Source organism: Kribbella sp. NPDC050470, from assembly GCF_044458365.1.
GTDB lineage: Bacteria > Actinomycetota > Actinomycetes > Propionibacteriales > Kribbellaceae > Kribbella.
In genome coordinates this window covers 406924-426847 of record NZ_JBITHV010000008.1, presented here as the reverse complement: position 1 = coordinate 426847, position 19924 = coordinate 406924, and the positions used below count along the sequence as shown (strand labels likewise).

Annotated in this window: 20 protein-coding genes; 11 read left to right on the top strand and 9 right to left on the bottom strand. The window is 68.7% G+C overall.

Annotated elements, in window-relative coordinates; all coding sequences use genetic code 11:
* Positions 1 to 27: 27 nt before the first annotated feature.
* Positions 28 to 615 carry a TetR/AcrR family transcriptional regulator gene (locus ACIBGM_RS26220; protein ID WP_396387001.1) on the top strand — a complete coding sequence of 196 codons (588 nt, stop codon included), beginning with the start codon at positions 28 to 30 and terminating at the stop codon, positions 613 to 615.
* On the opposite strand, the gene ACIBGM_RS26215 is transcribed toward ACIBGM_RS26220, so the two are convergent.
* Entirely contained in the window at positions 602 to 1039 is a 438-nt protein-coding gene (locus ACIBGM_RS26215; protein WP_396387000.1) for a MarR family winged helix-turn-helix transcriptional regulator, read from the bottom strand. The two genes, ACIBGM_RS26220 and ACIBGM_RS26215, sit on opposite strands and share 14 nt — an antisense overlap.
* Before the next feature lie 93 nt (positions 1040 to 1132).
* Between ACIBGM_RS26215 and ACIBGM_RS26210 the strand changes: the two genes are divergently transcribed.
* The 5 genes from ACIBGM_RS26210 to ACIBGM_RS26190 all read left to right on the top strand — a co-directional run bounded on the left by ACIBGM_RS26210 (position 1133) and on the right by ACIBGM_RS26190 (position 6189).
* A complete protein-coding gene (locus ACIBGM_RS26210; RefSeq protein WP_396386999.1) occupies positions 1133 to 1600 on the top strand; it encodes a DUF2269 family protein in 468 nt (155 codons plus the stop codon).
* Complete coding sequence (locus ACIBGM_RS26205) at positions 1600 to 1851, top strand: DUF3817 domain-containing protein (RefSeq protein WP_360523750.1); 252 nt, start codon at positions 1600 to 1602, stop codon at positions 1849 to 1851. The genes ACIBGM_RS26210 and ACIBGM_RS26205 overlap by 1 nt, the downstream gene beginning before the upstream one ends.
* Before the next feature lie 9 nt (positions 1852 to 1860).
* The gene (locus tag ACIBGM_RS26200) at positions 1861 to 2664 is read left to right on the top strand and encodes an exodeoxyribonuclease III (protein WP_360523747.1); all 804 of its coding nucleotides are present in this window, start codon (positions 1861 to 1863) and stop codon (positions 2662 to 2664) included.
* Positions 2665 to 2721: 57 nt separating this feature from the next.
* Complete coding sequence (locus ACIBGM_RS26195; protein WP_396386998.1) at positions 2722 to 4803, top strand: S9 family peptidase; 2082 nt, start codon at positions 2722 to 2724, stop codon at positions 4801 to 4803.
* 426 nt (positions 4804 to 5229) lie between these two features.
* A complete protein-coding gene (locus tag ACIBGM_RS26190) occupies positions 5230 to 6189 on the top strand; it encodes a sigma-70 family RNA polymerase sigma factor (RefSeq protein WP_360523741.1) in 960 nt (319 codons plus the stop codon).
* Positions 6190 to 6269: 80 nt separating this feature from the next.
* Here the strand turns inward: ACIBGM_RS26190 and ACIBGM_RS26185 are convergent, their stop codons facing one another.
* From ACIBGM_RS26185 to ACIBGM_RS26175, 3 genes are all read right to left on the bottom strand, one after another.
* Entirely contained in the window at positions 6270 to 7184 is a 915-nt protein-coding gene (locus ACIBGM_RS26185) for an endonuclease/exonuclease/phosphatase family protein (RefSeq protein ID WP_360523738.1), read from the bottom strand.
* 100 nt (positions 7185 to 7284) lie between these two features.
* Positions 7285 to 8001 (bottom strand): HAD family hydrolase, encoded by a 717-nt coding sequence (locus tag ACIBGM_RS26180; RefSeq protein ID WP_396386997.1) that lies wholly within the window; start codon positions 7999 to 8001, stop codon positions 7285 to 7287.
* A gap of 43 nt (positions 8002 to 8044) precedes the next feature.
* Entirely contained in the window at positions 8045 to 9235 is a 1191-nt protein-coding gene (locus ACIBGM_RS26175) for a lysostaphin resistance A-like protein (protein ID WP_396386996.1), read from the bottom strand.
* A 51-nt stretch (positions 9236 to 9286) separates the two neighbouring features.
* Here ACIBGM_RS26175 and ACIBGM_RS26170 point away from each other — a divergent pair, with 51 nt between their 5' ends.
* Entirely contained in the window at positions 9287 to 10252 is a 966-nt protein-coding gene (locus ACIBGM_RS26170) for a Dyp-type peroxidase (protein ID WP_396386995.1), read from the top strand.
* Between the two features lie 34 nt (positions 10253 to 10286).
* On the opposite strand, the gene ACIBGM_RS26165 is transcribed toward ACIBGM_RS26170, so the two are convergent.
* Positions 10287 to 11198 carry a hypothetical protein gene (locus ACIBGM_RS26165; RefSeq protein ID WP_396386994.1) on the bottom strand — a complete coding sequence of 304 codons (912 nt, stop codon included), beginning with the start codon at positions 11196 to 11198 and terminating at the stop codon, positions 10287 to 10289.
* Between the two features lie 155 nt (positions 11199 to 11353).
* On the opposite strand from ACIBGM_RS26165, the gene ACIBGM_RS26160 reads away from it, so the two are divergent.
* Genes ACIBGM_RS26160 through ACIBGM_RS26150 form a run of 3 tightly spaced genes read left to right on the top strand, consistent with a single transcriptional unit; the run spans position 11354 to position 14497 of the window.
* A complete protein-coding gene (locus tag ACIBGM_RS26160; protein WP_360523724.1) occupies positions 11354 to 12889 on the top strand; it encodes an ATP-dependent DNA ligase in 1536 nt (511 codons plus the stop codon).
* On the top strand, positions 12882 to 13586 hold the full coding sequence (locus ACIBGM_RS26155) for a class I SAM-dependent methyltransferase (protein ID WP_360523722.1): 705 nt from the start codon (positions 12882 to 12884) through the stop codon (positions 13584 to 13586). The genes ACIBGM_RS26160 and ACIBGM_RS26155 overlap by 8 nt, the downstream gene beginning before the upstream one ends.
* 41 nt (positions 13587 to 13627) lie before the next feature.
* Positions 13628 to 14497 carry a phosphotransferase gene (locus ACIBGM_RS26150; RefSeq protein ID WP_396386993.1) on the top strand — a complete coding sequence of 290 codons (870 nt, stop codon included), beginning with the start codon at positions 13628 to 13630 and terminating at the stop codon, positions 14495 to 14497.
* Here the strand turns inward: ACIBGM_RS26150 and ACIBGM_RS26145 are convergent.
* Complete coding sequence (locus ACIBGM_RS26145) at positions 14494 to 15021, bottom strand: GNAT family N-acetyltransferase (protein WP_396386992.1); 528 nt, start codon at positions 15019 to 15021, stop codon at positions 14494 to 14496. The genes ACIBGM_RS26150 and ACIBGM_RS26145 overlap by 4 nt on opposite strands.
* 370 nt (positions 15022 to 15391) lie before the next feature.
* Here ACIBGM_RS26145 and ACIBGM_RS26140 point away from each other — a divergent pair, with 370 nt between their 5' ends.
* Positions 15392 to 16264: a helix-turn-helix transcriptional regulator gene (locus ACIBGM_RS26140; RefSeq protein ID WP_360523714.1), complete on the top strand. Its 873-nt coding sequence runs from the start codon at positions 15392 to 15394 to the stop codon at positions 16262 to 16264.
* Positions 16265 to 16297: 33 nt separating this feature from the next.
* Here the strand turns inward: ACIBGM_RS26140 and ctaD are convergent, their stop codons facing one another.
* From ctaD to ACIBGM_RS26125, 3 genes are all read right to left on the bottom strand, one after another.
* A complete protein-coding gene (gene ctaD, locus ACIBGM_RS26135; protein WP_360523711.1) occupies positions 16298 to 18061 on the bottom strand; it encodes a cytochrome c oxidase subunit I in 1764 nt (587 codons plus the stop codon).
* 146 nt (positions 18062 to 18207) lie between these two features.
* Complete coding sequence (locus ACIBGM_RS26130) at positions 18208 to 19005, bottom strand: LLM class flavin-dependent oxidoreductase (protein ID WP_360523708.1); 798 nt, start codon at positions 19003 to 19005, stop codon at positions 18208 to 18210.
* A complete protein-coding gene (locus ACIBGM_RS26125) occupies positions 19005 to 19817 on the bottom strand; it encodes an alpha/beta fold hydrolase (protein ID WP_396386991.1) in 813 nt (270 codons plus the stop codon). Before ACIBGM_RS26125 ends, ACIBGM_RS26130 begins: the two co-directional genes overlap by 1 nt.
* Between the last annotated feature and the right edge of the window lie 107 nt (positions 19818 to 19924).

The following is a 19924-nucleotide window of genomic DNA, read 5'->3' as shown; positions in this document are numbered from 1 at the left end:
TGACCATTTACTCAATAGACTGGCCGTATGACCCAGACCTCGTCCGCCCGGCTGCGCCCCGACCAGCGGCGTGCGCAGATCCTCGAGGCCGCCCGCCGGGTGCTGGTCGCCGACCCGCACCGGGAGCTCACCGTCGAGCTGGTCGCGACCGAGGCCGGCGTCTCCCCCGCCCTGCTGTTCCACTACTTCGGCTCGAAGAAGAAGTTCCAGTACGCCGTCATCGAGGAAGCCGCCGCCGAAGTCATGCTGCGGACCGCCCCCGACCCGTCGCTGCCGCCCGAGGAGCAACTGCGCTCCGGCATCCGCGCGTTCGTCCGCGCCGTCCTCGAAGCGCCGCAGCTCTACCGCGCGACCTTGCTGATGTCGGCGGCCGGCGATCCCGCCGTACGCGCGCTGCACTCGGAGATCCGGCAGGTGTTCAGCACCTGGGTCATCGGCGCCGTCGGTCAGCGCGGCATCGAGATCACACCGGCCGTCGAGCTCGCCTGCCACGGCTGGCAGGGGTACGTCGAGCAGACCTTGATGACCTGGATCGACAACCCCACGATCCCCGCCGAAACCCTCGAAGACCTCTGCGAGCGCTCACTCGACGCGATTCTCGCTACGACTCACTGAAAGCAGTCAGGGCGTCGAGCGTCGCCTTGGCCATCCGATCCGTCATGTCCGCGCCGACAGCCTCGCGCAGGCTCTTGTCGACGTCGTTCAGCACGGCCCGGCAGCGGTCGAGGAGCTCGTGACCTGAAGCCGTCACCTGCAGGTCGGCAGTGCGACCGCGACCAGGAGCAGTACGGCGTTCCACGGCGCCCATCTCCTGCAGTTGAAGGAGCGTGGACTGCATGCTCTGGGCGGTGATGCCGTCGCGGCGGGCCAGTTCGCTGTAGGAGAGACCGGGCTGGTGGGCCAGATGACCGAGAGCCGAGAAGTGCCGCATCGTCAGACCCTGCCGACGGAGCTCGGCGTCGGTCCGGTCCCGGAGTTGGCGGCCGAGCATCATCAGCAGCAGCGCGGGGCTGATCGGCGGCTGACCGGTCTCTTCCATCGGCACATCATGGCAGGCGGGTCGAGTTTCAGGTTGGCTGATACTTAGGTTACAGTCTGCCTGAAACTCGGCCAACCGTGAGATCGGATCCGGATGAACAAGTTCCTGCTCAGCGTGCACGTGATCGCTGCCATCATCTTCGTCGGGCCGGTGACGGTCGCGGCCAGCACGTTCCCGCCGCTCGCCCGGCGCGTGCTCACGTCCGACCAGCCGGAGACCGGGGTGCTGACGGTGCTGCACCGGATCAGCCGCGGGTACGCCATCGGCGGCCTGACGGTCCCGGTGTTCGGCATCGCGGTGGCGGTCGGTCTTGGAGTACTGACGGACTACTGGCTGATCATCTCGATGGTCCTCACCGCGATCGCCGCGGCCGTCCTCGCGTTCGTAGTGCTTCCCGCGCAGGCCCGAGTCCTCGACGCTGCGGGCTCGTCCCTCGAGGTGCGTGAGCAGTCGCTGCCCCAGGCGAAGGCGCTGTCCATGACCACTGGTGTCTTCGCGTTGCTGTGGACCGTTGTCGTGGTGCTGATGATCGTCCGTCCCGGCTCGACGACGGGGGCCTGATGATTCGGGTGCTGAAGATCGCCGCGGCCGTTGAGGCGGTCAGTGTGTGTCTGCTCTTTCTGAACCTGTTCACGGTGCACTGGCCGGCCGTGTCGTCCGCGCTCGGCCCGACGCACGGGACGGCGTACCTGGTGACGATCGTGGCGGCGCTGTCCACGGCCGGGGCGTCGAGGCGGGCGAAGGTGCTGGCGTTCGTGCCGGCGGTCGGCGGGTACCTGGCGTTGCGCAGTTTGTCGGTGCCGGCACGTTAGGGTTTGGGCGTGCTGACGGTCGCCACGGTGAATGTGAACGGGATCAGGGCTGCGTACCGGCGCGGGATGGCGCCCTGGCTGGAGCAGACCGATCCGGATCTGCTGCTGATGCAGGAAGTTCGGGCGACTGACGACGTACTGCGGGAGCAGCTCGGCGGGGACTGGAACATCGCGCACGCCGAGCCGACGATCGACGGCCACAAGGGTCGCGCCGGGGTGGCGGTCGCCTCCCGGCGGCCGATCAAGGACGAGCGGGACGACATCGGCCCGGCGCGATTCGCCGGGTGCGGGCGGTGGATCGAGGCTGACGTCATACTGGACGACGGGTCGCTGCTGACGGCGGTGAGCACGTACGTGTTCACCGGGGAGTTCGAGACGCCGCCGCGGCAGGAGGAGAAGTACGCCTTCCTGGATGCAATCACCGCCCGGCTCGCGAGGCTGCGCGCCGACGGGCGGCACGTGCTGATGTGCGGCGACCTGAACATCGCGCACCGCGAGGTCGACTTGAAGGCGTGGAAGGCCAACCGGAAGAAGAGCGGCTTCCTGCCCGAGGAGCGGGCCTGGATGGATCGGCTGTTCGCCGACGGCTGGGTAGACCTGGGCCGCCACTTCGGCGGCGAGGGCCCCGGTCCGTACTCGTGGTGGTCGTGGCGCGGCAAAGCCTTCGACAACGACGCCGGCTGGCGCATCGACTACCAGATCGCCTCCCCCGAGCTCGCGGCCGCGGCGACCGGCTGCGTGATCCATCGCGCCCCGTCGTACGCCGAGCGCTGGAGCGACCACGCTCCGGTGGTGGCGACGTACGCGCTCTGACTTTCGCTTGTGGATAAACGGCGACGCCGGGTCGCCGGTTGCGGGTAGTCTCGCGGCATGTCCGAGATTGAATCCCTGAAGCCGCCGGTGGCGGCGCAGAAGCCGGTCGAGCGACGTCATCACGGTGACGTGTTCGTCGACGAGTACGAGTGGTTGCGGGACAAGTCCGACGACGAGGTGCTGGGGTACCTGCGCGCGGAGAACTCCTACACCGAGGCACGCACCGAGCACCTGGAGTCGTTGCGTGAGGCAATCTTCAAGGAGATCTCGGACCGGACGCTGCAGACCGACCTGAGCGTGCCGGCCCGGCACGGCGGGTACTGGTACTACTCGCGCACGATCGAGGGCAAGCAGTACGGGATCCACTGCCGGGTCAAGGCCGACGGCGACCAGCCGCCGGCGACCGACGGCGACATCCCGGGCGAAGAGGTGATGCTCGACGGCAACGAGGTGGCCGGCGACTCCGAGTTCTTCGCGCTCGGCACCGTCGACGTCTCCCCCGACGGCCGGCTGCTCGCGTACTCGGTCGACCTCAAGGGCGACGAGCGGTTCACGCTGCGGATCAAGGACCTGGCCACCGGCGAGCTGCTGCCCGACGAGCTGCCCGAGGTGCACTACGGGTCGGCCTGGTCCGCGGACGGGTCCACGATCTTCTACACCAAGGTCGACGACGCCTGGCGGCCGTTCCAGGTCTGGCGGCACGCCCTCGGCGCGACCGACAACGTCCTGGTGATGGAGGAGCCGGACGAGCGGTTCTGGGTCGGCGTCGACCTGACCCGCAACGAGCAGGCGATCATGATCGCCCTCGGCAGCAAGCTGACCAGCGAGGTCTGGCTGCTCGACGCCAACGACCCGGCCGGTCAGCCGGTCGTGGTCGCGCCCCGCCGCGAGGGCGTCGAGTACGACGTCGAGCACGCCGGCGACCAGCTGCTGATCACCCACAACGCGGACGCGCCCAACTTCTCCCTCGCGACCGCGCCGCTCGACTCCCCCGGTGCGTGGACGACGCTGATCCAGGGCGACGAGACCAGCCGGCTGCTCGGCGTCGACGCCTTCGCCGACCACGTCATCCTGTACCGCCGTCGCGACGCGCTCACCGAGCTCGCGATCATGCGCCGTACGGCGGACGGCTTCGACGCACCGGAGGTGCTGGAGTTCGACGAGCCGATCCACACCGTCTCCCCCGGCCGCAACGACGAGTGGCACGACACCCGCTACCGGTTCGGCTACACGTCGCTGGTGACACCGGGTTCGACGTACGACGTGAATCTCGCGACCGGTGAGCGGCGACTGCTGAAGCAGCAGCCGGTGCTCGGCGGCGTGGACCTCGGCGCCTACACGCAGTACCGGGAGTGGGCCACGGCCGAGGACGGCACGTCGGTGCCGATCTCGCTGGTCGCGCGCAAGGACGTGATCAAGGACGGGAACGCGCCGGTCGTGCTGTACGGGTACGGCTCCTACGAGAGCTCGATGGACCCCTGGTTCTCGATCCCGCGGCTGTCGCTGCTGGACCGCGGCGTGGTGTTCGCGATCGCACACGTGCGCGGTGGTGGCGAGCTCGGCCGGCACTGGTACGACAACGGCAAGATGCTGACCAAGCGGAACACGTTCACCGACTTCGTGGCCGCCGCCGAGCACCTGGTCAAGGACGGCTGGACCCGGCCGGAGCGGATCGTCGCCCAAGGCGGCAGCGCGGGCGGCCTGCTAATGGGCGCGGTCGCGAACCTGGCGCCGCATGCCTTCGGCGGGATCGTCGCGGAGGTGCCGTTCGTGGATGCGCTGACGACGATTCTCGACCCGTCGCTGCCGCTGACTGTGATCGAGTGGGAGGAGTGGGGCAACCCGCTCGAGGACGCCGCGGTGTACGAGTACATGAAGTCCTACTCGCCGTACGAGAACATCAGCGCGCAGCAGTATCCGCGGATCCTGGCGATCACCAGCCTGAACGACACCCGGGTGTTCTTCGTCGAGCCGGCCAAGTGGGTGGCGAAGCTGCGCGCCACCGCGACCGGAAACGTCGACGTTCTGCTCAAGACCGAAATGGAGGCCGGTCACGGCGGCCGCTCGGGCCGGTACGACGCCTGGCGCGAACTGGCCTTCACGCTGTCCTGGGAGCTCGACACCCTCGGCCTGGCCTGACCGTGGCGGGACGCCACCCACGGGAGGCGTCCCGCGTCACGGAGTGACCGTTTCGCGCGGGAACAGGGCGGGTACTTGCGGCGTTGCTGTTCGAGGTGAGGCCGATGGTGTGTTGTGCAACACATTCAGGGGCCCGAAACGCCGGGATTCTGCAGAGATTCTCAGCTTCCCGCCGCCGTGTTCCGCTGGGCCAGGCCGACGGAATACCCGGGAAATCTCACGGAAGGTGCGCAAACACGCCGAAATACAGGCCTGCCCGGACGGCGGCGTCCGGCAGGCGGCCGCGAGCGGGCCGGCAGGCCCTGGTTTCCGCACCTGATCGGTGCCGGGAACTCTCAGGGAACGTTCAGGCTGTTTACACACTCGTCGTGGAATCTTGAACCTCACTCGAGCGTTGCTCTCCATGTAACGACGAAGGGAGTTTCGGTGGCTCGCACGACTCGTGTCCGCACCGCGGACGACGGTATCGACGGCAAGGACAGCGTCGGTCTCTACCTCGAAGAGATCGCGCGCACGCCCCTGCTGACGGCTGAGGAAGAGGTCGAGCTCGCTGAGACGGTCGAGGCAGGTCTCCTAGCGGAGCAACTGCTGGCCGAGGGGCGGGTTGGACGGAAGAAGGGCGGAGCGCCCAAATATGCGACGGAGGAAGAGCTGCAGTGGCTGGCCGACGAGGGCCAGCGCGCGCAGCAGCGGTTCGTGACCGCGAACCTCCGGCTGGTGGTCTCGATCGCCCGCCGTTACGGACGGTCCCAGATGCCGCTGCTGGACCTGGTCCAGGAGGGCAACACCGGCCTGATCCGTGCGGTGGAGAAGTTCGACTACCGCAAGGGATTCAAGTTCTCGACGTACGCGACCTGGTGGGTGCGGCAGGCCATCACCCGCGGTATCGCGCAGCAGGCCCGCGTGGTCCGGCTGCCGGTGCACGTGGTGGAGCAGCTGAACCAGATCGGGTCCGCGCGGCGCACGCTGGAGCGAAAGCTCGGGCGGGAGCCGGAGATCGACGAGATCGCGGCGGAGCTGGACCTGGACGAGGAGCGGGTCACGGAGCTGATCCGGATCGGCCGGGACCACATCAGCCTGGACAACCCGATCGACGACGAGGGCGAGACCTCGCTGGGTGACCTGATCGCGGCCGAGACCGCGCCGGGACCCGACCAGCTGGTCGCGGACGCGTCGGACCGCTCGGGCCTGTTCAGCCTGGTCGACCAGCTCGACCCGCGGTCCGCGGACGTGATCCGGCGCCGGTACGGCCTGCACGACGGCCGGCAGGCGAAGCTCGCCGACATCGGCGCCGTGCACGGCATCTCCGCCGAGCGCGTCCGCCAGATCGAGCGCGAGGCCCTGGGCCGGCTGCGCCTGCTCGCCGACCCGACGCTGGCCGCGTAAAGCACCACCCCGAAACCCCCAGCAAGGACCCCCGCGCCGCCCTCCCGGCCGGGGGTCCTTTCGTGTGGCCGGCCGGATACCTAGGACCAGTGGATCCAGGACTCCACCGGCAGGTGGTCGCTGGGGAACTGCCCGTCCTGGCTGAAGATGTTGATCGAGGCCTTCGAGACGCGCAGGCCCGGCGTGGTGAGGATCCAGTCGATCCGGGCGCCGTTCGGGGTCAGCGGCCGGTAGCCGTGGAAGGTGGCGTACAGGTCGCTGCGGCGCTCGGCCGTCACCCAGCTGTCCGCGAGCTTGCCACTGGTCACGAGCTTGTCGTAGACGGTCACCCCGGCGGCCGCGGCCTCGTTGAAGTCACCGGTCATGATCACCGGGAGCGCCGGGTTGAGCGCGGTCATCCGCTGCAGGATCAGGTCGGCCGACTTCGACCGCGCAGTCGCGTCGAACGCCTCCAGGTGGGTGTTGATCGCGTAGAACTCCTTCGCGGTCGCCTTGTCCTTGAACCGGACCCACGTCACCATCCGCGCGCAGCAGCCGCCCCAGGTCTTCGAGCCGATCACCTCAGGCGTGTCCGACAACCAGTAGTGGTCGTACTCGAGCGGCTGCAGCCGGCGCGTGTCGAAGAAGATCATCATGAACTCGCCCTTGCTGCCGCCCTCGCGGCCCAGCCCGATCGAGTCGTACGACGGACCCAGGTCGGCCGAGATGTCCTGCAGTTGGCCGTACAACCCCTCCTGCGTGCCGATCAGCTGCGGCCGAGCGAGCCGCAACTGCTCCCGCATCACCGGGCGGCGGGCGCTCCACTCGTTGGGCGGGGTGTCACTGGCGTAGCGCAGGTTGTACGACATCACGTGCAGCGGCTGCGTCGCACCACCACCGGCCGGCGCGACGGCGTCGTACTGGTTGGTGGTGGCCTGCGAGACACCACTGGTCAGAGTCAGGCCGGCGACAGCCGCAGCGACGAGCGCGGCGAATCTACGACGGGTGCTGAACATGGTTGGAAACCTCCATGGGCGGGGAGTTCGGAGGTTGGACGTTAACCAGAGTCGGTGTCCGGCGGCTAGCCGTAGCGCGTCGAGCACGTGACGGAACGGTTCAGGCGGCGGCCGCGTTCCAGCTGTCGATCAGGGCCGGCAGCTCGGCGAGCCGGTGCACGGTCGCGTCCGGCGCGCCCTCGGTGTGGCCGATCTGCTCGAGCGGGATGGCGCTGTGCGGGATGTGCGCGGCGCGCATGCCGACGTTCTGCGCGCCCCAGACGTCGTCGAAGAGCCGGTCGCCGACGAACAGGCAGCTGGCCGGGTCGGTCTCCCCGACCGCCTTCATCGCGGCCAGGAACGCCTCCGGGTGCGGCTTCGTGTGCGCGATCTCGCTGGTGTAGACGGCTCCGTCCAGCAGGTCCAGCACGCCGTCGCGCGCGAAGATCTCCTCGTGCCGCCGACGCGACCAGATCGTGTTCGACAGCACGCCGACTTTCAGACCGCGCTCCCGAAGGTCCTGCAGTGTCTGTACGGCGTCGGGCTCGAGCTCGGTGTGGGGGTGCCACTGCCGCTCGTACTCCGCCAGCGCCGCAGGCGTCATGACGACCTCGGCCAGCAGGCAGACCTCTTCGAGCGTGCTGCTCAGGTGCTCGTCGCGGGACCGGAGCCAGATCGACCGCTCCGCCTCGACCAGTCGCGCCGCGAGCTCGTCCGCCCGGGCGTCGTCGATCAGCTCCGTCACCGAACGCCAGACGGCGTACAGGTCGATGTCGTGCCAGGTCGCCAGCGTGCCGCCCCAGTCGAACAGGACGGCCTCGATCTTCGTGTTCGTCACAGCCGACACCATGCCAGAAGGCGCCGACAGTCTCCTCCGGTTTTCAGCTCAACCGGGCGACCTCGTTCCGCTTGGCCAGCCAGACGACGGCAGCGGCGTACAGCGCGAGGCAGGGCACGTCCACGACCAGCAACGTCCACGGCGCCCCGCCCTGCTCGTCCCAGCCGTCGAGCTGACCCATTGCCGCAGGCAACAAGAAGGCGAACAGGTTGTTCAGCGCGTGCACGGAGATGGCCGCCTCGAGGCCGCCGGTCCGGACGGTCAGCCAGCCGATCGTCATCGCGAACACGAAGATGTCGGCCATCGCCCAGCCGGTGTACCCGTGCGCCGACACGAACGCCAGGCTGCTGATCACGATCCCCGGCCAGGGCGTCCGCATCAGCGCCTTGAACCACTGCGCGCGACCTGTCACCTGGTTCGGTCCGTAGGCGCCGATCGCCTGGACCAGCCAGCCCCGGAACACGAACTCCTCTGCGGCGGACTGGAACGGCACCAGGAAGATGATCACCAGCGCCGGCACGAGGAACGCGGCGGGACCGACCCACGAACCTTCGTCCACCGCGACCGGGTCCTGGCTCGGGAAGATCTGGTCGACCAGGATGCCGAGCGCGTACGAGACCACGAGGTACCCGAGGCCGGGCAGGCAGCAGAGCAGCAGCCAGCGCCAGCGGATCCGGTTGAGCACGGAGGCGACGCTGAACCACGGGCGGCACTGCACGAGCCACGCGGTCAGCAGGACGAGTGGCGTGAGGACACCGAGCATCACCAAGGTGACCGCGAGGTTCTCGGTGTCGCTCGGGAAGATGTCGCTACCCTGCGGCTCGCTGAACTCGCCGGTGATCAGGCTGTGCACGATCTCCCAGGCGACCAGCACGGCCGCGGTCAGGAAGAACGCGCCGGCGGCCAGGAACAGCGTGCCGACGATCGGGCGCCACCACGCGTGCTTCGGGGTGCGCGCCAGCCGGTGGTACGGCGTACCGGACGGGGCCGGGATGACGCGGGGCTCGCGGTAGCCGAACTGGCCTGGGTACGGCTGCGGTGCACCCCACTGCTGGGGGTATGGCGGCGGATACTGGCCCGGCTGCGGATATGGCGGAGGGTACGGCGGTGGATACGTCCCCGGTGGTGGTTGCTGGTAAGGACCCGCAGGCGGGTAGGGCCCCTGCTGCGGGTGGGGCGGCGGTGGTGGGTACTGCCCCGGCTGCGAGGATTGCCCGGGCTGTTGCGGGTCCATGACTGGACTCTAGAAGATCGGGACAAGTAGCACGTGGAGGAGAGCCCAGTGGTGACTGATCCGACGCCAGGACCGACCGCGTCCACGCGAGTACTGCCGCAGTCGGTGCTGATGCCGCTCACCGGCTCGGCCATCTTCCTGGTGGTCCGGATCGAGCCCGGCGGCGAGGAGAAGGCCCGTGATCTGCTCGAGCGGGTCAGCGGCCTGACCCGCTCGGTCGGCTTCCGGGTCCCGGCCGGGAACCTGTCCTGCGTCACCAGCATCGGCTCCGACGCCTGGGACCGGCTGTTCAGCGGCCCGCGACCAGCCGAACTGCACCCGTTCGTCGAGCTGCGGGGTGCCACGCACGATGCGGTCGCCACCCCCGGCGACCTGCTGTTCCACATCCGCGCCGCGCATACCGACCAGTGCTTCGAGCTCGCGAACCAGATCATGACCGTGCTCGACGGCGCCGCGACGGTCGTCGACGAGGTGCACGGCTTCAAGTACTTCGAGATGCGCGACCTGCTCGGGTTCGTCGACGGCACCGAGAACCCGACCGGCTCCGAGGCCGAGGACGCCGTACTGGTCGGGGCAGAGGACCCGGAGTTCGCGGGCGGCAGCTATGTGATCGTGCAGAAGTACCTGCACGACATGAAGGCCTGGAACGCGCTCACTGTCGAGCAGCAGGAGCATGTGGTCGGCCGGACCAAGCTGGACGACATCGAGCTCGACGACGACGTGAAGCCGTCCAACGCACACATCGCGCTGAACGTGATCGAGGACGACGACGGCAACGAGCTGCAGATCCTGCGCGACAACATGCCCTTCGGGAGCATCGGCTCGCAGGAGTTCGGCACCTACTTCATCGGCTACGCGAAGTCCCCGGCGGTCACCGAGCTGATGCTGCGGCGGATGTTCATCGGCGAGCCCGAGGGCAACCACGACCGCATCCTCGACTTCTCCACCGCGGTGACCGGCACGTTGTTCTTCACCCCGTCGGCCGCCTTCCTCGACGACCTCCCGCCGGCTCCCTGACCCACCCTGAAGGGTCAGGGAGCCGGGGGAAGACTCACTCCCCGAACAGCGGCTCGTCGACGGCGTTGTTGGCCAGCCGGAAGTCGAAGGGGTACTCGAACGTCCCCGGCACCTTGCCGAGGCTCTGGATGACGGTGGCGGTGCCATTGGCGTGGCCGACGGCGTACAGGTAGCCGGAGCGGGTCTCCTTGTCGATGCCGAGCAGCAGCGTTCCGCTGCGTCCGCATCGGCTTGCCACGAGCGTCTCGAAGCCCTGCCAGGTCGCGGCGCGGACCTTCTTGACGATCGGTGTCGTCGGCTGGCTGTGCGGGACGCGGACGGTGTACAGCGCTCCCCCGCGCGTGGTCACGAGCAGCGTGTCGTAGGTCGCCGTACGGCTGAACAGAGCCATCGTCTTGACCGCGCCGAACCCACTGAAGATGCCGTTGCGCGACCAGACCGGCTTGTCGTTCACGTACCGCACCACCCAGCGGTACAGCGTGCCGTCGGAGTGCAGCCCGTAGTGCCGTTCGCCCGGCACCGCATCCGACCCCAGTGGCCGCGACGACACCAGCGCGCGGAACCCGGTCCAGCCGCCACCGATCCGGATCAGCCTGCTGTCCTTGGGCACCTCGGCCGGACTCTGTACCCAGTAGGTGAAGTCGTAGAGCACGTCGCCCACGACCAGGTAGCCGCCGAAGCCCTGGGTGTTCCAGCCGGCGTCCGGGTTCACGAACCAGTCGGAGTAGAACCGGATCGGCAGGTTCAGCACGCCGCGACCACTGAGGTTGTCAGTGCGCTTGATCGGCTTCGTCGCCTCCAGGTGGCTGCTGAAGTGGTCCGCAGCCGTCGCGGACGCGGCCGTGACAGTGCACGGGACCGTCGCACTGGGTGCGGCTGAGGCCGGTGTGGTCATCAGCGCCCCGGTGACTGCAAGGCCGGTGGCCGCGGCGAGCGTACGTCGCATTCGTGCTCCCTATTCTCCGAACAGCGGGTCGTCGTAGTAGCTGGACCAGCGGTAGCTCACCGCGTCGCCGACAGACCGTTGTTACCTGCGATGCACGGGCGGCCGGGAAAGTTGTGCTGCCCGAAAGTGTCGGCGCGATGGGTGAGACTGGGGTCATGTTGCTCACCGAGGTGGTCGAGACGTCGGCCGCGCTGGCCGGGACCCGGTCGCGGCTGAAGAAGGCGGAGTTCATCGCCGGATTGCTGGCGTCCGCGACCGACCCGCTGGAGACCGAGATCGCGGTGACCTATCTGTCCGGCGAGCTGCGCCAGCGCCGGACCGGGGTGGGCTGGCGGACGCTGATGGACGCGCCGGATCCGGCCGAGGCGCCGTCGCTGACCGTCGAGGAGGTCGATCGCGCGTTCGGTGAACTCTCCGAGATGGCGGGTGCCGGGTCGCAGGCGCGGCGGCGGGAGGCGGTGGACGCGCTGTTCGGGCGGGCGACCGAGGCGGAGCAGCGGTTCCTGCGGTTGCTGGTTGGCGGTGAGCTGCGGCAGGGCGCGCTGGATGGTGTGATGGCCGACGCGGTGGCGCGTGCGACCGGGATCCCGCTGGAGAAGATCCGGGCGGCGACCATGCTGCGTGGTGCGGCCGCTCCGGTGGCAGTCGCCGTACTGACTGAAGGAGAGGCGGGGCTCGCGCAGTTCGGGCTGGAGGTCGGGCGTGGGGTGCAGCCGATGCTGGCGCAGTCCGCGACCACCGTCGCCGAGGCGCTTGGCAAGACCGGTACGCCGGCTGCGCTCGAGTGGAAGCTGGACGGGATCCGGATCCAGGCGCACCGGGACGGGTCGAAGGTCGTTGTCTACACGCGGACGCTGGACGACATCACGTCACGGGTGCCCGAGGTGGTGGACGCCGTGCTGGCGCTGGATGCCGAGCAGGTGGTGCTCGACGGTGAGCTGATTGCGCTGCGATCGGACGGGCGGCCGGAGGCGTTCCAGGTGACCGGCTCGCGGACGGCGACGCGGTCGGCGACCGGGCCCGAGTCGGTGCCGCTGACGCCGTACTTCTTCGACATCCTGCATCAGGACGGGCAGGACCTGCTCGGGCTCGACGGCGCCGCGCGGCACGAGTGGCTGAGCAAGCTGATCCCGGAGGAGCAGCGGATTCCGAGGCTGGTGACCGACGACGCGGACGCCGGTCACGACTTCTTCGTCGACGCGGTGAAGCGTGGGCACGAGGGCGTGATGGTGAAGTCCCTGACGGTGCCCTACGAGGCGGGTCGGCGCGGGTCGGGCTGGGTGAAGGTGAAGCAGACCCACACGCTCGATCTGCTCGTGCTGGCGGCGGAGTGGGGTCATGGCCGCCGTACCGGCTGGCTGTCGAACCTGCATCTGGGCGCCAGGGACTCGGAGACCGGTGAGTTCGTGATGCTCGGCAAGACGTTCAAGGGGCTGACCGACGAGCTGCTGCGCTGGCAGACCGAGCGCTTCCAGGAGCTGGAGGTGCGGCGAGACGACTACACCGTCTACCTGCGTCCGCAGATCGTCGTGGAGATCGCCTTCGACGGGGTTCAGACCTCGCCGCGGTATCCGGCCGGGATGGCGTTGCGGTTCGCGCGCGTGCTGCGCTACCGCGACGACAAGACGCCGGACCAGGTCGATACAGTGCAGACCGTGCGAGCAATCCACGAGGGCGGTGCCGATGAGTGAGCCGGCGGAGGACCCGGATGTCGTCGCGCGGCGAATCGCGCGTGACGCGCTGGAGCAAGACGATCCGACCGGCTGGTTCGAGCGGCTGTACTCGGCCGCGTCGGAGGGTGCCGCGGTGGTGCCTTGGGATCGCGGTACGGCGCATCCGCAGCTGACGGAGTGGGTCGAGGAGTCGCAACCGTCGGGTGCCGGGAAGTCGGCGCTGGTGGTCGGAGCCGGGACCGGGTGGGACGCCGAACTGATCTCCGACCTCGGGTACGACACGACCGCCTTCGACATCTCGCCGTCAGCGGTCGAGGCCGCGGAGCGCAACCACCCGGACTCGGCGGTGCACTATGTGACCGCCGATCTGCTCGCGCCGCCGCCGGAGTGGAATCGCGCCTTCGACCTGGTGGTCGAGATCTACACCGTGCAAGCGCTGCCGATCGAGCTCCAGGCGGCGGCGATCAAGCAGGTCGGCGAGCAGGTCGCCCCCGGCGGCACCCTGCTCGTCATCGCGGCTGCCCGGGCCGACGACCAGGCCGACGAGGACATCGAAGGCCCGCCCTGGCCGCTCACCCGGGCGACGATCGAGTCCTTCGCGACCGAGGATCTGCACCTCATCCAGCTCGGCCAGTCCCCCAGCCCGACGGATCCCACGATCCTGCGCTGGCGAGCTGAGTACCTCCGCGACCAGACAATCCGTTCGACACCCTGACCTCGTCCCAGCAGACTGGCGGTTCTGGGACGAGGAGCTGAATGAGTTCGCCTTGGGGTCGGGTCGAGCGACTGGAACGCGATCGGGTCGCCGATCAGGTGGCTGCGGAGACGGGCATCCGGCTGGTGGTGGAGGGCCTGTGCGGCGGCGGTGAGGTCGGTGCCGCGTTCGTGCGCTGGCCGGACGGGCGGCGGGCCGTGCTGAAGTGGCGGCCGGGCACGCGGCTCGAGGATCTGCAGGCTGGTCCGATCGCAGTGTCCGAAGCCGTTCGGGCTGCGGGTGCTCCGGTCCCGGAGACTCAGTTGGCGGTGCAGCTGGGGACAGCGATCGCCACTGTCCAGGAACTGTTGCCCGGAGCACCGATCGCGAAGCTCGACGAAGCTGGGTTGGAGCAGGCGCTGGCGTTCAACGAGCTCCAGGCCGGTCTGCTCGTGGGCCGTCCAGACGTTCCGCCGTTGGAGTTGTACCTGCGCAGCGACGGGCCGGGGTTCTGTCTGCACGGTCCGCTTCGCGCGCACAACCGTCGTACGGCGCTGCTCGACGACTGGATCACAGCCGTTGGTGCTGAGCACCCGGGCCCGTTGCGCGGTGATGACGCGGTGCACGTGGACTACCACCCCGGCAATCTGCTGGCCGTCGACGGGCGGATCACCGGGATCATCGACTGGGATGGCGCCGGTCGGGGTGACCGCCGGCTGGACCTGGTGACGCTTCGGTTCGGCATTCACTCGGATGTTCCGGATCCGGCGGTCATTGCGCGGCTGGACGCCGTACTCGACACCTTCGGGGCGGACGTGTTGCGGCCGCTCTGGGCGCACATGAGTCTGCGCATGGTCGATTGGGCGATCCGGCACTTCACGCCGTCCGCTGTCGAGCACTGGCTGGAGCTTGCAGAGTCCCGAAGCGACTAGTCAGATGACCGGAGGCCGAGCCACTGCTCGGCGTCCCAGGCATGGAACCGCTCTACCTCGGTGAATCCCAGCTTTGCCGCGAGGCGCATCGAGCCGGCGTTGGCGGTCTGGGTGGTGAGGACCACCGGCTCGCCGGGAAAGACTCCGTCGAACCAGTCGAGTGCCGCCGCGCACGCTTCGGCGGCGTACCCGAATCCCCACGCCCGCGGTAGGAACAAGTAGCCGAGATCGGCTTTCCCCGCTGCGGCCGGGCGACTGTGCTCCGTTCCTCTCCTGAGCAGGATCTGGCCGATCATCTCCCCGTCGAGCTCGACGACGAAGTTCCCCGGCCACCGCTGGGGCGCGAAGGGCATCGCACGCTCGAGCTCGGCACGTGGGCGAGCGCCGCCCAGGTAGGTGTGGACCTCTGGCGACGCCAGCAACTCGATGAACGCCGCCCGGTCCCGGGCCTCGGGCGCACGAAGCACCAGTCGCTCGGTCTTGATCGGATCGGGCGGCCACGCGATCGGCCCCAGGTCTGACATGCGCGCAGGCTAACAGCCCCGAGAGGCCCTCGACTGCGGTGCGGAGCTTCCGCCTGCCGTGTGCGCCACATGTCTGTGCGGCAGGCGGAAGCCCGACTCGCCGGATTCCCTCCATCGGCGGACGAGGAGAGGAGCCCCGTCCGACACTCCGGCGCCTGCACACCGCCGGGCCGGGCATGGTGCCGCGTGGCTTGTCTTCCCACCCAGGCGGTGATGACCGCGAGTACGGTCGGCCGCCGGGGTCTGGGGCTGCCTCGATCGTCACCCCACGCTACCCCGCGAACGCGCAGCAGCACCACACGTCACAAAGCATGGCAGCGGACAGATTCGCGAGTAGAACATATGTTCGAGAATCATGTAGAGTGTGGTCATGGCGGGGCACGGTGAGGTTGGGCCGACGGCGCTGCGGATGATGCTCGGGACACATCTGCGGCGCCTGCGGGAGCGAGCGGGGGTGAGCCGGTCGGATGCCGGGTGGACGATCCGGTCGTCGGAGTCGAAGATCAGCCGGCTGGAGCTCGGCCGGGTCGGGTTCAAGCAGCGCGACGTGGAGGACCTGCTCACCCTGTACGGCGTGACCGAGCCGCGGGAGCGGGATCGGCTGCTGCAGCTGGCCCGCGAGGCGAACAACCGCGGCTGGTGGCATCGGTACGGCGACGTCACGCCGGACTGGTTCGACGCGTACCTCGGGCTCGAGGCGGCAGCCGAGCTGATCCGGACATACGAGATCCAGTTCGTCCCGGGGCTGCTGCAGACGGCCGACTACGCGCGGGCGGTCGCGCGGCTGACGCCGGAGGGCGCCCGCTCCGAGGAAGAGGTGGAACGGGTCGTCGACCTCCGCACGCGGCGCCAACGGGTGCTCGATCGTGAGCCACCGTTGAAGCTTTGGGCCGTGATCGAGGAGGCGGTCCTGCTCCGCCCGATCGGCGGCCGGCAGGTCTTGCGCGACCAGCTCGACTCGCTCCGGGCGGCCGTCGAGCGCCCGAACATCACCGTCCAGATCATCCCGATCGACTCCCCCGGTCACCCGGCCGGCGGCGGCGCTTTCACGCTCCTCCGCTTCCCTCAGCGCGACCTTCCCGACGTCGTCTACCTGGAGCACCTCACCAGCGCCCTCTACCTCGACAAACGCGAGGACGTCGACACCTACACCCAGACCCTCAACCTCCTGGCCTCCACCAGTCCCCCACCCCAGCAAACCGCCGACCACCTCACCACGATCCTCAGCCGCCTCCCGGCCTGACTCACGGCCGGTGGGCGTGCCAGTCGCTGGCTGTCAGTCGTCGGGTTCCTGGGACTTAAGGTGGTCTACTCGGCCTTGGTCCTCGCCGGCGTCCAGCAGGTTGTCGGCGGGTGCTCGGTTGGCGGAGTACTCGGCGAGGGCAATGTCCGGGTGGTGGTGGTCGAAGGCGGGGCTCTCAGAGCGGATTCTGGGGAGTTGGTCGAAGTTGTGGCGTGGCGGTGGGCAACTGGTGGCCCACTCCAGCGAGCGGCCCCAACCCCAGGGGTCGTCGACAGTCACGAGAGGTGAGCGGCGGGACTTCCACACGTTGTAGAGGAACGGCAGAGTCGAGGCGCCCAGAATGAAGGCGCCGACGCTGGAGACCTGGTGCAAGACCGTGAAGCCTTCGTTGGCGCCGTACGTCGCGTAGCGCCGCGGCATGCCCTCGACACCGAGCCAGTGCTGCACCAGGAACGTGGTGTGGAAGCCGATGAACAGCAGCCAGAAGTGCAGCTTGCCGAGCCGCTCGTCGAGCATCCGGCCGGTCATCTTCGGCCACCAGAAGTAGAACCCGGCGAACATCGCGAACACCACGGTGCCGAACACCACGTAGTGGAAGTGCGCGACCACGAAGTACGAGTCGTTCAACTGGTAGTCCAGCGCCGGCGAGGCCAGGATGATGCCGGTCAGGCCGCCGAACAGGAACGTGACCAGGAAGCCCACCGACCAGAGCATCGGCGTGTCCAGCGAGACCGACCCGCCCCACATGGTGCCGATCCAGTTGAAGAACTTCACCCCGGTCGGGACCGCGATCAGGAACGTCATGAACGAGAAGAACGGCAGGCTCACTCCCCCGGTGGTGAACATGTGGTGGGCCCACACCGCGATCGACAGCACGCCGATCCCGAGCGTCGCCGCGACGAGACCGTAGTACCCGAAGATCGGTTTGCGGCTGAAGACCGGCAGGACCTCGGTGATGATGCCGAAGAACGGCAGCGCGATGATGTACACCTCGGGATGCCCGAAGAACCAGAACAGGTGTTGCCACAGCAGCGCGCCGCCGTTCGCCGCGGTGTAGACCTGGGCGCCGAGTGCTCGATCCGCCTCCAGCATCAGCAGCGCGGCGGCCAGGATCGGGAACGCGATCAGCACCAGGATCGACGTGATCAGGATGTTCCAGCAGAAGATCGGCATCCGGAACATCGTCATCCCCGGCGCGCGCATGGTGATGATCGTGGTGACGAAGTTGACCGCGCCGAGGATCGTACCGGTGCCGGCCATCCACAGGCCCATCACCCACAGGTCGCCGCCGATACCCGGTGAGCGTTCGGCCGTCGAGAGCGGCGCGTACGCCGTCCAGCCGAAGTCGGCCGCGCCTTCCGGGGTGAAGAACGCGCCCGACGCGATCAGACCGCCGAACAGGAACATCCAGTAGCTCAACATGTTCAGCCGCGGGAACGCGACGTCCGGGGCGCCGATCTGGACCGGCATGATCACGTTGGCGAAGCCGACGAACAGCGGGGTCGCGAACAGCAGCAGCATGATCGTGCCGTGCATGGTGAACAGCTGGTTGTAGACCTCCTCGTTCACCATCTGCAGGCCCGGTTCGGCCAGCTCGGCGCGAATGACCAGCGCCATCACGCCGCCGACCAGGAAGAACGCGAACGACGTGATCAGGTACAGCTGGCCGATGACCTTGTGGTCGGTCGTCGACAGCAGCTTGCCGATCACCTGCCCGAGCGGCCGCCGCCCCGTGGTTTCGGCGAGCGGCGGGCCGGTGCGTTCGGTGATCCCGGTTCGTTCGCTGACGCTGGCCATGCGACCTCCCGTGCCCCCACTCCGCGCCTGGAGTACCCACACTTCCTTCGATTAGACACCCGTCCGCGGCAGGACAACAGACGTCACTCCCCGTGACGCCCGGATCCCCCTACTCAGCCAACCGCTTCAAGCAGCCACACCTGCGCTCAGCGGGGTGGGCCGGCCTTCACCACGGCCTGTACGTCGGCCAGTCGCAGGTCGGGGTCGAAATCGGTCAGGCACCACGTCGCGCCGGCCGCGGCATACGGGCGGCCGTCGGTCGACGGCGACAGCGCGATGACGATGTCGAACCCGTCGAGGGAGCCACGCTCGGCGGAGACCGCTTCGACAGCCGAGGCGACCTGGTCGGGCGACGTCAGGTTGACCGGGAAGTACCCGTCGTACCGGGCGGCCCGGCGGATCGGCTTGGGCTTGCCGGGGAAGCCGGCGCACCAGATCGGGACCCGTCCCGCCACCGGGCGCGGCTCGAAGCGAACCGAGTCGACGAGGTAGTGCTTGCCGCGGTGGACGACGGTCTCGTCCGACCAGCCGGCGGTCAGGATCTGCAGACACTCGTCCAGCTGCTCGGCGCGGATCCGGTCGTCGAGTTCCTCACCGGACCGCGAGAACTCGCCCGCGAACCGGTCGCTGCCCAGCCCGACCCCGAGCGTCAGCCGCCCGTTGCTCAGCACGTCCAAAGTCGTTGTCTCGCGCAACAGCTTCACCGGCCGCCGGCGCGGGACCGGAGTGACCATCGGCCCGAACCGCAGCCGCTCGGTCGCGACGGCGACCGCCGTCAGCGTGATCCACGGGTCGGCCACCGCGGACACCGGCGGCCGCCACCAGAGCTGGTCCCAGACGAAGAACCCGTCCCATCCCGCTTCCTCCGCCGACGCCGCCAATCGCGCGACCGCCCGCGGATCGGCCAGCTCGTCGAACAACGGAACCCACACCGCGTGCCGCATCATCGCTCCCCTGTGTGCTGTACGACCTCGTCCACGAACGCCTCCCACAAGGGCTCGGGTACCCCATGCCCAGCGCCCTTCAACATCACCAGCGAAGCACCGGGTACGGCGTCCCGCACCGCCTCCCCATGCGCCAACGGCAGCAGTGGATCCAGCTCACCGTGGATCACCAGCACCGGCATCGAGAGGTCACCGAACCCGCCGTGCACCGGCCCGTCGAAGTCCATCGCGAAAGGGTTCGTCAACGACGCCTCATAATCACGCGCCCGGGCCACGTCCCGCCGTACCAGGTCGCGCATCGACTCCAGGTCGGCGAGCGGACCCATCTCCGCGACGGCCAGCTGCGCGACGTACTCCTCCACCTCGGCGAAGTCCGCCCGGTCGAATCGAGGCATGTCCGCCGAGGGCGCCGGTAGGTCGTCGGCGCCCGTCGTCGTCGACACGAAGGTCACCGACGCCACCCTCGTAGGATTGTCGACACCGAGCACGAGCCCGACCCCGCCCGACATCGAGACAGCGACGACGTGCGCCCGCTCGATGCCCAGGGCATCCATCAGTCCGACCGCATCGGCGGCCAGGTCCCGCATCGAGTACTCCGGCTTCCCGACCGGGTACGACGTCGATCGCCCGGTGTCCCGCTGGTCGTACCGGACCACGTACCGCCCCCGCTCGGCCAACGCGAGGCACAGCTCCTCCGGCCACCACAGCATCGACGCCGAGGCACCGTGAATCAGCAGCACCGCCGGATCAGCGGGATCGCCGAACGTCTCCGCGCACAGCTCCACACCGTTCACCGCATACAGCTTCTCCATACCGAAGACGCTAGGGCTCCAGAAGTATCAGGAAAAGCGATTGTTGCCGATCATGTCGATCGCCAAAGGGGATGGCCGGGCCGCTGCACGCCCGGCCATCCCGAACC